The sequence below is a fragment of the Massilia sp. 01N417 genome, assembly GCF_056399645.1.
Map to the genome: position 1 here is coordinate 1 of NZ_JBFTRS010000007.1, position 12,538 is coordinate 12,538.

General features: G+C 64.1%; 9 protein-coding genes and 2 rRNA genes. 7 read left to right on the forward strand and 4 right to left on the reverse strand.

The window, feature by feature from the left end; all coding sequences use genetic code 11:
* Both AC1DOQ_RS09565 and rrf read left to right on the forward strand, forming a co-directional pair.
* Positions 1–101 (forward strand): 23S ribosomal RNA (locus tag AC1DOQ_RS09565); the annotation flags it as partial.
* A gap of 120 nt (positions 102–221) precedes the next feature.
* Positions 222–334: ribosomal RNA gene (gene rrf, locus AC1DOQ_RS09570) — 5S ribosomal RNA — on the forward strand.
* Between the two features lie 144 nt (positions 335–478).
* Here rrf and AC1DOQ_RS09575 read toward each other — a convergent pair.
* The 3 genes from AC1DOQ_RS09575 to AC1DOQ_RS09585 all read right to left on the reverse strand — a co-directional run bounded on the left by AC1DOQ_RS09575 (position 479) and on the right by AC1DOQ_RS09585 (position 3,132).
* A complete protein-coding gene (locus AC1DOQ_RS09575; protein ID WP_477362547.1) occupies positions 479–952 on the reverse strand; it encodes a YbhB/YbcL family Raf kinase inhibitor-like protein in 474 nt (157 codons plus the stop codon).
* 74 nt (positions 953–1,026) lie between these two features.
* On the reverse strand, positions 1,027–2,478 hold the full coding sequence (locus AC1DOQ_RS09580; protein ID WP_477362549.1) for a DHA2 family efflux MFS transporter permease subunit: 1,452 nt from the start codon (positions 2,476–2,478) through the stop codon (positions 1,027–1,029).
* Positions 2,479–2,574: 96 nt separating this feature from the next.
* Positions 2,575–3,132, reverse strand: a complete 558-nt coding sequence (locus AC1DOQ_RS09585) for an acyloxyacyl hydrolase (protein WP_477362551.1) — start codon at positions 3,130–3,132, stop codon at positions 2,575–2,577.
* 111 nt (positions 3,133–3,243) lie between these two features.
* Here AC1DOQ_RS09585 and AC1DOQ_RS09590 point away from each other — a divergent pair, with 111 nt between their 5' ends.
* The gene (locus AC1DOQ_RS09590) at positions 3,244–4,149 is read left to right on the forward strand and encodes an NAD(P)-dependent oxidoreductase (RefSeq protein ID WP_477362553.1); all 906 of its coding nucleotides are present in this window, start codon (positions 3,244–3,246) and stop codon (positions 4,147–4,149) included.
* Positions 4,150–4,231: 82 nt separating this feature from the next.
* Here AC1DOQ_RS09590 and AC1DOQ_RS09595 read toward each other — a convergent pair whose 3' ends face one another.
* Positions 4,232–5,437 (reverse strand): M20 aminoacylase family protein, encoded by a 1,206-nt coding sequence (locus AC1DOQ_RS09595; RefSeq protein WP_477362555.1) that lies wholly within the window; start codon positions 5,435–5,437, stop codon positions 4,232–4,234.
* A 128-nt stretch (positions 5,438–5,565) separates the two neighbouring features.
* Between AC1DOQ_RS09595 and AC1DOQ_RS09600 the strand changes: the two genes are divergently transcribed.
* The 4 genes from AC1DOQ_RS09600 to AC1DOQ_RS09615 all read left to right on the forward strand — a co-directional run bounded on the left by AC1DOQ_RS09600 (position 5,566) and on the right by AC1DOQ_RS09615 (position 12,448).
* The gene (locus AC1DOQ_RS09600; protein WP_477362557.1) at positions 5,566–7,647 is read left to right on the forward strand and encodes a molybdopterin-containing oxidoreductase family protein; all 2,082 of its coding nucleotides are present in this window, start codon (positions 5,566–5,568) and stop codon (positions 7,645–7,647) included.
* A gap of 12 nt (positions 7,648–7,659) precedes the next feature.
* On the forward strand, positions 7,660–8,787 hold the full coding sequence (locus tag AC1DOQ_RS09605) for an aminopeptidase (protein WP_477362559.1): 1,128 nt from the start codon (positions 7,660–7,662) through the stop codon (positions 8,785–8,787).
* A gap of 140 nt (positions 8,788–8,927) precedes the next feature.
* Positions 8,928–10,610, forward strand: coding sequence for a long-chain-fatty-acid--CoA ligase (locus tag AC1DOQ_RS09610; protein WP_477362561.1), 1,683 nt, complete (start codon positions 8,928–8,930; stop codon positions 10,608–10,610).
* 164 nt (positions 10,611–10,774) lie between these two features.
* Positions 10,775–12,448: a long-chain-fatty-acid--CoA ligase gene (locus tag AC1DOQ_RS09615; protein ID WP_477362563.1), complete on the forward strand. Its 1,674-nt coding sequence runs from the start codon at positions 10,775–10,777 to the stop codon at positions 12,446–12,448.
* Positions 12,449–12,538 lie beyond the last annotated feature (90 nt).

Below are 12,538 nucleotides of genomic sequence, written 5' to 3' on the forward strand. Positions count from 1 at the left end.
CCTTGAAGGGTCGTTCGAGACCAGGACGTTGATAGGTCGGGTGTGGAAGTGCAGTAATGCATTAAGCTAACCGATACTAATTGCCCGTACGGCTTGTCCCTATAACCTTGGCAGTCAGCCAGGGTACGATGACAGCTGTTTGTTGACACAACAGATCAAAACTACTTCTTCCAGATTCAGCGTCGCGTCTTCCYCAGGAGACGATACGCGTACAAGTCATGCCTGATGACCATAGCAAGTCGGTACCACCCCTTCCCATCCCGAACAGGACCGTGAAACGACTTTGCGCCGATGATAGTGCTGCAACCAGTGTGAAAGTAGGTTATCGTCAGGCTAATTATTCGCAGAAGCCCGCTCAGTTGATACTGAGCGGGCTTTTTGCTTTTCTAGCGTGTGATTTTCGTTGCCGTATTCCGACCTCGAGCATCTCGATACGGCGGCGCTGCGGACAAGCAGCAACGCGGCGAGGCACTGGTCGCTAGCGCTTGTGGTAAGTGCCGATCAGCTGCCCCTGCGCCAGCACATGCCCTTTCATCGCCTGTTCCAGCTCGGCCTTGGTCGGATGGCCGAGGTCGGGCAATTCCACGTCGAGGGCGTAGAGCTTGTGCACATAGCGGTGCGTTCCGATTGGCGGGCAGGGGCCGCCATAGGCGCTTTTCTTCCAGTCGTTGAGGCCGGTGCGCGTGCCCGGTGGCAGGTCGGTGCCGCGCACGCTGGAGGGCAGGCTGGCCGCGGAAAGGGGGATGTTATACAGGACCCAGTGCACCCAGGTCATCTTGGGCGCCGCCGGGTCCGGTGCGTCGGGATCGTCGACGATCAGGGCGAAGCTTTTCGTTCCCGGTGGCGCGCCCGACCACGACAGGGCGGGCGCGGTATCGGTTCCGTCGCAGGTATGGATTGCCGGAATGTTGCCGCCGGCGTCGAAGTCGGCCGAAACGAGTGACAGGCTCATGCTCTTCTCCTGGCAAGACTGGATTTCTCCCTCGCTTCGACTCTATACCGCTCCCGCGCTTGCCGGCGCGAGGATCAGGCTTGCGACAGCGGCGCCGAATCCTGGGTGGCGGCTTCTTCGGATCGCTGCTTGCCGCGGCTGATGCTCTCGCCGTCGCTGCGGCGCAGGCGCCAGAACACGAAGGACGACAGCATCGTCGTGACTGCCAGCGTCAGGAAGGCATGGTGCAGGGCCGAGGTCACCATCGACTGGTTGGTCTGCGGCACGCGGCCGAGGAACCAGGCCGTTACCAGCGAACCGCTTGCCAGGCCGAAGCTCATCGACAACTGCTGGAAGGAGCTGGCGATCGTGCTGGCCATGCTGGAGTCCTGTTGCGGAACGTCCGCATAGGCCAGCGTATTCATGCTCGAGAACTGCAGCGAATTGAAGAAGCCCTGCAGCAGACCGATGCCGGCGATCGCATACCAGGGCGTGCCCGGCCCCACCAGCGCGAACAGCGCGATCGTCAGGCCGATGCAGATGGTATTCACGACCAGCACCTGGCGGTAGCCGAAGCGGGCCAATACCCTCGGTGCGATCAGTTTCATGCCCATCGCCGCGGCCGCGGTCGGCATCATCAGGAGGCCGGACTGCCAGGCCGGCAGTTTCAGACCGAGCTGATACAGCAGCGGCAGCAGGAAGGGCAGGCCGCCGATGCCCAGGCGGGTGATGAAACCGCCCAGCACCGCGATGCGGAAGGTGCGCACCTTCAGCAGCGTCAGGCGCAGCAGCGGGTGCTTGTGCTCGCTTGCATGCCAGGCATAGGCCGCCAGCAGGGCCACCGACAGGCCCAGCATCAGGACGATGGTCACGGTGTCGAGCGTATGCTCGCCGAAGATCTCCAGCAGCCAGGACAGCAGGGCAGTTCCCGAGCCGAACAGGATCAGGCCGATGGTGTCGAGCGGGCGCGGCTCGGTGCCCTTGTAGTCCGGCATGTAGCGGTACACGAAGAAAAGGGCCAGCAGTCCGACCGGCACGTTGACGAAGAAGATCGCCCGCCACGAGGTCCAGTGCACGATCAGGCCGCCGACGGTCGGTCCGAGCAGGGGACCGATCAGTGCGGGCAGGATCACGAAATTCATCGCCCCCAGCAACTCGCTCTTGGGAAAGGTGCGGATGATGGCGAGGCGTCCGACCGGCATCATCATGGCGCCGCCAAGGCCCTGCAGCAGGCGCGCCACCACCATCATCTCGAGGTTGACCGACAGTCCGCACAGCACCGAAGCGAACGTGAAGATGGCGATCGCGGTGCCGAACACGCGCCGGGTACCGAAACGGTCGGCCATCCAGCCGCTCACGGGGATGCCGACCGCGAGGCTGAGGATATAGCAGGTAACGACGGACTTCAGGCTCAGCGGTGTGACCTGGAGGCTGGCCGCGATGCTGGGAACGGCGGTGTTGACGATGGTGGCGTCGAGCTGCTCCATGAACAGGGCAGTCGCCACCAGCCAGGGGAGGTAACTTTTGACGTTGCTGGTATCGGTCATTGGACGATTGTCACATAAATCGCCCTGGGCCGACGCAGGGGTCAGAGCCCGGTTTTCGCGGGTGGGCTCTGACCCCGGTGTTCAGCCGATACACCATTAGTAATGGTAAGCAGCTTTCACCATCAGCAGATTCACGCCACCGTTCGGATGCTTGATGCCGCCGTTCGAGTAATGCTGCAGGCGGGCGCCCAGTTCCCACTTGTTGTCGAACACGTAGCCGACGCCGACGTGGTCCGCGAATTCGTAGGCGGTCGACAGCTGGCGGTGGGTGTTGCGGTACACGTCCGAGAACAGGGCGGCGCCGATGCCGGCGTCGGCGTAGAAGCCGCGCTTGTCGTCCGCTTCCCAGCGGAACACCGGGGTGATGCCGATCACGGCCAGGTTGTGGTGGTTGCCCGGCACGTCCAGCCACTGGTTGGCGCGCCAGTAGGCGATGTTGGCATCCCAGTAGCCCGACAGGTGGTGGCCGCTGGTGGCGAACCAGTTCTTGTTCCAGTCTTTCTGGGCCGACAGGCGCAGCACCTGCACGTGCTCGCCGCCGCCGGCTTCCACGGCGTAGGAGTCGACCAGGCCGTTCTGGGCGTGGCCTGCCTGTGCGGCGAACAGGGCGGCGGCTGCGGCCATCGAGGTCGCGATTTTCTTAGCGGAGAACATCTTTTTTCTATCCTTTCGATTGACGAATCCCGCTATTTTAGCGAGATGTGGGTTTTGGCGTGGGCTGTCCATCAATTGTTAGAATCGAACGATCTGCACAACGAGACCACCATGACACTTCCGACCCTGGCATTTCTCGGCATCGGCCTGATGGGCAAGCCGATGGCAACCCGGCTGGCGCAAGCCGGCTATCCTCTTCACGTCTGGAACCGTTCGCCGGCCAAGGCCGAGGCCTTGCGCGGCGTCGGCGCCCTACCCGAACAAGACCTGCACGCCGCGGTGCGCGATGCCGACATCGTGATCAGCATCCTGGAAGCGGGGCCGGTGGTCGGTCAGGTGCTCGCCGCCGCGCTGCCCGCGCTGAAACCCGGCGCGCTGTGGATCGACATGAGTTCCACCCGGCAGGACGAAGCCCTGGCCTTCCATGCGCAGCTGACGCAGGCCGGCTGCCGTTTCGTCGATGCCCCGGTGTCCGGCGGCGTGGTGGGTGCGGAGGCCGGCAAGCTGGCCATCATGGCCGGCGGCGATGCGGCCGATTTCGCGCAAGCCGCGCCCGTGCTCGAAAAGATGGGCTCGGCCATCCTGGTCGGCCCGGCCGGCAGCGGCCAGGTCGCCAAGCTGTGCAACCAGCTGATCGTCGGCGCGACCATCAACGTGGTCGCCGAGGCCCTGCTGCTGGCCCAGGCCGCGGGAGCCGATCCGGCCGCTGTGCGCGAGGCGATCCGCGGCGGCTTTGCCGGCAGCCGTGTGCTGGAAGTGCATGGCCAGCGCATGCTGGAGCGGAATTTCGTGCCGGGCGGGCAAGTGAAAACCCAGCTCAAGGATCAGCGCAATATCCTGGCCGCAGCGGGGGAGGCTGGCGTGACGCTGCCGGTGACCGAGCTGGTGACGCGGCAGTACGAGACGATCGAGGCGGATTTGCCGTCGGCCGATCATGCGGCGGCCTTGATTGCGCTGGAGAGGTTGAATCCGGGGAAGCGTGTTGGCGCAGGGGCGGACACGCTGCCTGATAGTTAAGGAAACTTGGGGGGATAGTGCCGGGGGCACTATCCCGCCTTCGCGGGGGCGACGGGCGAGGCGTGGGCGCGGGGTGACGTGCTTACGTCTGCGTCCCGCTCGAAGGCAAGCGCATCTCGACTAATCGAACCCAGTAACTGGCTCCGATCGGCAACAACTGATCGTTGAAGTCATAGCTGCCATTGTGCAGCTGGCAAGGGCCGAGGCCGTGGCCGCCGGCGCGGTGGGCGCCGTCGCCGTTGCCGAGGAAGACGTAGCAGCCCGGCTTGGCCTGCAGCATGAATGCGAAGTCCTCGGCGCCCATGGTCGGCTCCACGTTGGCGTCGACGTTGTCTGCGCCAACCACCGCCTTCATCGCCTCGACCGCGAAGGCCGTCTGTTCCGGATGGTTGACCAGCGGCGGGTAATTGCGCTTGAACGAGAAATCGACGCTCGCATTGAAGGCCGCGCAGACGCCCTGCGCAATCTCGCCCATGCGCCGCTCGACCAGGTCCAGCACCTCGGTGGTAAAGGTGCGCACGGTGCCGACCAGTACCGCGTCGTCGGGGATCACATTGGTGGCGCTGCCGGCGTGGATCTGGGTGATCGACAGCACGGCGGTATCCAGCGGGTTCTTTTCGCGCGAGATGATGGTCTGCCAGCTCTGCGCGATCTGCACCGCCACCATCACCGGGTCGATGCCGCGGTGCGGCTGCGCGGCGTGGGCGCCCTTGCCCTTCACGACCGCGCGGAACTCGTTACTGGATGCCATCATCGGGCCGGCGACCACGCCAAACTTGCCGGCCGCCATACCCGGCCAGTTGTGCAGGCCATACACGGCATCCATCGGGAAGCGTTCGAACAGGCCGTCGTCCATCATGCGGCGGGCGCCGGCGCCGCCTTCCTCGGCCGGCTGGAAAATCAGGTACACGGTGCCGTCGAAGTTGCGGTTCTGCGACAGATAGTGGGCTGCACCCAACAGCATCGTGGTATGACCGTCATGTCCGCAAGCATGCATCTTGCCGGCATGGCGCGACGCGTGCTCAAATGTGTTGAGTTCCTGCATCGGCAGGGCATCCATGTCGGCGCGTAGGCCGATCGCGCGTTCGGACGTGCCGTTCTTGATGATGCCGACCACGCCGGTGACGCCAAGGCCACGGACCACCGGGATGCCCCATTCGGTCAGGCGGGCTGCCACGACGTCGGCGGTGCGCTGTTCTTCGTAGCAGAGCTCGGGATGTGCGTGAATGTCGCGGCGGATGGTCTCGAGTTCCGCCTGGTGTGCGAGGATAGGTTCGACAAGTCTCATTCTGTTCTCCCTATACATGTTTTCAACTATTGTAGCCCTTCCGAAGCCACCGCGGCCAGTGCCGTCACGAGGGCCGCAGGAATCGTCTAAACTATTGGTTTCTCGACGTTTTTCCCGGATCCGATTCCATGACCAAGACCCTCGTCAGGGCCACCTGCCCGCATGACTGCCCCGATACCTGCGCCATCCTCGTCACCGTGGAAGACGGCGTCGCAACGGAGGTCAAGGGCGATCCGGATCACCCGACCACGGCGGGGGTGCTGTGCACCAAGGTGTCGCGCTACGTCGACCGCACCTATCACGCGGACCGCCTGCTGTACCCGATGCGCCGCGTCGGCCGCAAGGGCGAAGGGAAATTCGAACGCATCAGCTGGGAGCAGGCCCTCGACGAGATCGCGGCGCGCCTGGCGCCGATCGCAAAGCGCGACCCGCAAGCCATCCTGCCCTACAGCTATTGCGGCACCATGGGCCTGGTGCAGGGCGAGGCGATGGCGATGCGCTTCTTCAACAAGGTCGGCGCCTCCTTCCTCGATCGCACCGTGTGCGCGACCGCCGGCACCACCGGCTACAAATACACCATCGGTGCTTCGATCGGCACCGACATCGAACAGTTCCAGGACGCGAAACTGATCCTGATCTGGGGCGGCAATCCGATCGCCTCCAACCTGCATTTCTGGATGCGCGTCCAGGAAGCCAAGCGCCGCGGCGCGAAGCTGATCGCGATCGACCCGTATCGCTCCCTGACGGCCGAGAAGTGCCATCAGCACATTGCCGTCCTGCCGGGCACCGACAGCGCGCTGGCGCTGGGCATGATGCACGTGCTGGTCAAGGAAAACCTGCTGGACCACGACTACATCGCCCAGCACACCGTGGGCTTCGGCCAGCTGAAGGACCGCGTGATGGAGTGGACGCCGGAGCGCACCGCCGAAACCTGCGGCATCAGCGCCGAGGAAGTGGTGAACCTGGCGCGCGAGTATGGACAAACTGCGCGGAAGGGTGAGCCGGTGGCGATCCGCATGAACTATGGCCTGCAGCGCGTACGCGGCGGCGGCATGGCGGTGCGGAACATCGCCTGCCTGCCTGCCCTGGTGGGGGCCTGGCGCCATCCGGCCGGCGGCGTGCAGCTGTCGACCTCGGGCTCCTTCCCGTCGAACAAGCTGGCGCTGCAGCGCCCGGACCTGCTGCGCGGCCGCCTTCCACGCACCATCAACATGAACACCATCGGCGACGACCTGCTGAAGGAGGCGTCGCCAGGCTTCGGTCCGAAGATCGAGGCCGTCATCGTCTACAACGCGAACCCGGTCGCGATCGCGCCGGATTCCTCGAAAGTCCAGCGCGGCTTCGAGCGCGAAGACCTGTTCACCGTGGTGCTGGAACACTTCCAGACCGATACCGCCGACTACGCGGACATCCTGCTGCCGGCCACCACCCAGCTCGAGCACGTCGACGCCCACCTGGCCTATGGCCACCTGTACATGATGGCGAACAACGCGGCGATCGCGCCGCTGGGCGAGGCCAAGCCGAACACCGAGATCTTCCGCCTGATCGCCCAGCGCATGGGCTTCGACGACCCGGCTTTCAAGGAGACCGACGACGAACTCGCGGCCCAGGCCTTCGACAAGAGCAACGCGCGCGCCGTGCACTTCGACTGGGAATCGCTGAAGCGCACCGGCTGGAGCAAGCTGAACATGCCGGCCGCGCCCTTCGCGGAAGGCGGCTTCCCGACTCCTTCCGGCAAGTGCGAGTTGTATTCCGAGTCCATGCTCCACGATGGTCTCGATCCGCTGCCGACCTATATTCCGAACTACGAATCCGTGGCATCCAATCCCGAACTGGCAGAGAAATATCCGTTGGCGATGATCTCTCCGCCGGCCAGGAACTTCCTCAACTCAAGCTTTGTCAATGTCCAGAGCCTCCGCGCCACGGAGGGTGAACCTCACCTGGACATCCATCCCGTCGACGCCGCAAGCCGCGGCATCGAGCACGGCGAGATGGTGCGCATCTTTAACGACCGGGGCTCGTTCGTCGCGCGAGCCCGTGTCACGCCCAAGGCGCGGGCCGGCCTCGTGGTCGGCCTGTCGATCTGGTGGAAAAAGCTCGCCAGCGACGGCAAGAACGCCAACGAAGTAACCAGCCAGCGCCTGACCGACATGGGCCGGGCGCCGACTTTCTACGACACGCTGGTGCAGGTGGAGAAAGCCGCACCATGATCCTTTTGAAAAATGAAACTTTCGCGAATCACCCCGCGGCTCCGCGCCGTGCTCCTGGCGGGCACGGCGGCGGGGCTGCTGGCCAGCTGCTCGACGCTGAACTACTACTCCCAGGCGGCCCAGGGCCAGCTTGAACTCCTGTCGGACGCCCGTCCGATCGACGACTGGATCGCCGACCCCGGCACCAGCTCCAAACTGCGCCTCCGGCTGGAAACGGCGCGCCAGATCCGCCGCTATGCTGTTAGCGAAATGTCATTGCCAGATAATGACAGTTATAAAAAATACGCCTCCCTGAAACGCCCATACGTGCTGTGGAACGTGGTCGCCACGCCCGAGCTGTCGCTGCGGCCCCTGCAGTGGTGCTTCCCGGTGGCCGGCTGCGTGAACTATCGCGGCTATTACAACAAGGACGCCGCCATGGCCTACGCCAGGGAGCTGAAGGCCGACGGCAACGACGTCGAGGTCGGCGGCGTGCCGGCCTACTCGACCCTGGGCTGGTTCAGCGATCCCCTGATCTCCACCTTCATCAACTATCCGGATGCCGAACTGGCGCGCATGATCTTCCACGAACTGGCGCACCAGATCGTGTATGCGCAGGGCGATTCGCAGTTCAACGAATCCTTCGCCAGCACGGTGGAAGAGGTGGGCGTGGAACGCTGGATGGAGCGCTTCGGCAACCAGGCCATGCGCGACAGCTATGCCCGCTACAAGAGCCGCAAGCACGACTTCCTGGCCCTGCTGCTCAAGTACCGCAAGGCGCTCGAACAGAACTATGTCGTGGTCGACCGCAGCGACGACGAGAAGCGCGCAGTCAAGGCGCGCCTGTTCCAGGAACTGAAGGACGAGTACCAGGTCCTGAAGGGCAACTGGGGCGGCTATGCCGGCTACGACCGCTTCTTCGAACAGCCGTTGTCGAACGCCCACCTGGCCTCGATCGCGACCTACGAGGACTTCGTGCCGGCCTTCCGCGCCATGCTCAAGCGCGATGGCAACTTCCCGGCCTTCTACAAGTCGGTCAAGCGCCTGGCCGAGCTGGATCGCCCGGATCGCCACCGCATCCTGAAGGCCCTGGCGCCGCCGGTATCGACATCGCCGCTGATGGTGCAGCGCAGCGAGGCGCCGCCTATGGTGGGGCACTAGAATTCGTGTTCGAATTGCTTTAAAAATGCTTGCTATCGGGCGCGCTGCCCGATAGCATCATGAAAGCAAACACAGCACGACCGTGCGTTTTTTTCGGTTGGGCGGCCCACACAGAAAAATACACTGGAGACAGGCACCCGATGGACAAGATTTGGCTCAAGTCGTACCCACCCGGCGTCCCCGCTGAAATCGATCCCGACCAGTACGGCTCCCTCGTGCAGCTGCTGGAAGAGTCGTTCCAGAAGTATGCCGCGAACAACGCCTTCGTCTGCATGGACAAGTTCCTCACCTATGCGGAACTGGACGCCATGTCGAAGCGCCTGGCGGCCTGGCTGCAGAGCCGCGGCATGGCCAAGGGCGCGCGCGTGGCGGTGATGATGCCGAACGTGCTGCAGTATCCGGTGGCGCTGGCCGCCATCCTGCGCGCCGGCTATACGGTCGTGAACGTGAATCCGCTGTACACGCCGCGCGAGCTGGAGCACCAGTTGAAGGATTCGGGCAGCGAGGCCATCATCGTGCTCGAGAATTTCGCGCACACGCTGCAGCAGGTGATGGGCAAGACCCCGGTGCGCCACGTGGTGGTGGCGAGCATGGGCGAGATGCTGGGCGGGGCCAAGGGCATGCTGGTGAACTTCGTGGTCCGCAACGTCAAGAAGATGGTGCCGGACTACTCGCTGCCGAGCAGCGTGCGCTTCAAGGAAGCGCTGGCGCAGGGCGGCAAGATGCCCTTCCAGCCGGCCCAGCTGAAGAACACGGACATCGCCTTCCTGCAGTACACCGGCGGCACCACCGGCGTGTCGAAGGGCGCGACCCTGACGCACCGGAACGTGATCGCCAACCTGCTGCAATCGGAGGCATGGTCTTCGGTGGCGATGAACCGGCCGCCGGTGGTCGAGCATCCGATCATCGTGTGCGCGCTGCCGCTGTACCACATCTTCGCGCTGACGGTGTGCGCGCTGTGGGGCATGCGGGTGGGCGCGCTGAACATCCTGATCCCGAACCCGCGCGACATCCCGGGCTTCATCAAGGAGCTGGCCAAGTACAAGTTCAATGCGCTGCCGGCGGTGAACACGCTGTACAACGCGCTGGTGAACCATCCGGACTTCAGGCACCTGGACTTCTCGGGCCTGAAGCTGGCGAACGGCGGCGGCATGGCGGTGCAGCAGGCGGTCAACGACCAGTGGAAGGCCATTACCGGCACCCACATCATCGAAGGCTACGGCCTGTCGGAGACCTCGCCGGTGGCTACCGCGAACCGCTGCGACATCTCGTCCTTCACCGGCACGATCGGCCTGCCGATCCCGTCGACCGAGGTGGCGATCCTGGACGACGACGGCAAGGAACTGCCGATCGGCAGCGTGGGCGAGATCGCGATCCGCGGTCCGCAGGTGATGGCCGGCTACTGGAACCGTCCGGACGAAACGGCCAAGGTCATGACCGCCGACGGCTTCTTCAAGTCGGGCGACGTCGGCGTGATGGACGAGAACGGCTACGTGAAGATCGTCGACCGCAAGAAGGACATGATCCTGGTCTCGGGCTTCAACGTCTATCCAAACGAACTGGAAGGCGTGATCGCCGCCCACCCTGGGGTGCTGGAGTGCGCGGTGATCGGTGTGCCGGACGAGCATTCCGGCGAGGCGGTCAAGGTCTTCGTGGTCAAGAAGGACCCGAACCTGACGGCCGAACAGCTGATGGATTACTGCAAGCGCGAGTTCACCGGCTACAAGAAACCGAAGTACATCGAATTCCGCAGCGAGCTGCCGAAGACCAACGTCGGCAAGATCCTGCGGCGCGCACTGCGCGAGGAAAAGCAGGCAGCATAGTTGGCTTGATTACCGTCGTCCCCGCGAAGGCAGGGACCCAAGTCTGCGAGCGTACCGTCAGCGCAAACGGAGCTTGGGTCCCCGCTTTCGCGGGGAGTCATTTTTGGCAGTGCTAAAAATGACAAAAGCGGAGAGTTAAATTGATTAGAAAGATAGGCAATAACATGGACAAATTCTGGCTGGAGTCGTACGAGACGGGCGTACCGGCGGAGATCGACTGGACGCAATACCGTTCCCTCACGCACCTGCTGGAGGAAGCCTTCCGCAAGTACGCGGACCGCAAGGCCTATGCCTGCATGGGCAAGTCCATGACGTTCGCCGAACTCGACAAGCTGTCGGCCCGGATGGCGGCGTGGCTGCAGAGCCGCGGCCTGCAGCCGGGCGCGCGCGTGGCCATCATGCTGCCGAACGTGCTGCAGTATCCGGTGGCGATGGCCGCCATCCTGCGCGCCGGCTACACCATCGTCAACGTCAACCCGCTGTACACCGCGCGCGAACTGCAGCACCAGCTGAACGACTCGGGCGCCGAAGCCATCGTGGTGCTGGAGAACTTCGCCCACACGGTGGCGGAAGTCGTCGGCCAGACCAAGGTGAAGCACGTCATCGTCGGCACCATGGGCGACCTGCTGGGCGCGAAAGGCCTGATCGTCAATTTCGTGGTCCGCACCGTCAAGAAGCTGGTGCCGGCGTGGTCGATCCCGAACGCGGTGCCGTTCAAGCGCGTGCTGCTTGAGGGCGCGCGCCAGACCCTCAAGCCGGTCCAGGTCGGCCATGACGACGTCGCCTTCCTGCAGTACACCGGCGGCACCACCGGCGTGTCGAAGGGCGCGGTGCTGCTGCACAAGCACGTGATCGCCAACGTGCTGCAGAACGAAGCCTGGTTCGCCCCGACCCTGGCCAAGGCCGGCGCCGACCTGCAGTTCGTGTGCGCGCTGCCGCTGTACCACATCTATGCGTTGACGGTCTGCGCCCTGCTGGGCCTGCGCGTGGGCGGCATGAACCTCCTGATCCCGAACCCGCGCGACATCGGTGGCTTCATCAAGGAATTGCGCAACTACCGCATCAACGTCTTCCCGGCCGTGAACACGCTGTACAACGGCCTGCTGAACAACCCGGACTTCGCCAGCCTCGATTTCTCCGGCCTGCTGGTCTGCCCGGGCGGCGGCATGGCGGTGCAGAAGCCGGTGGCGGACAAGTGGCTGCAGGTCACCGGCACCCCGATCGTCGAGGGCTATGGCCTGTCCGAGACCTCGCCGGTGGTCGCCGCCAACCGCTGCGACATCACCGGCTTTACCGGCACCATCGGCCTGCCGATCCCGTCGACCGAGATCCGTATCCTCGACGAAGCCGGCAACGAAGTCCCGTTCGGCACCGCCGGCGAGATCGCCGTGCGCGGCCCGCAGGTGATGGCCGGCTACTGGAACCGCCCCGACGAAACCGCCAAGGTCATGACCGCCGACGGCTTCTTCAAGACCGGCGACATCGGCATCATGAACGAGCAGGGCTACATCAAGATCGTCGACCGCAAGAAGGACATGATCCTGGTCTCGGGTTTCAACGTCTACCCGAACGAGGTCGAGGAAGTCGTCGCGTCGCATCCGGGCGTGCTCGAAGTGGCCTGCGTGGGCGTGCCGGACCAGCACTCGGGCGAGGCGGTCAAGCTCTACGTGGTCAAGAAGGACAAGGCGCTCACCAAGGAAGAGCTGATGGCCTTCTGCAAGGAGCAGCTGACCGGCTACAAGCGGCCGAAGTACATCGAGTTCCGCGAGACGCTGCCGAAGACCAATGTGGGCAAGATCCTGCGGCGTGAGTTGCGGGATGAGAAGCAGCCGGCGTAAGCGACGTCGTTAGCGTGTGAACGTCATTCCCGCGCAGGCGGGAATCCAAGTTAAGCTGGCGGACCGTATACAAACCTGGATCCCCGCCTT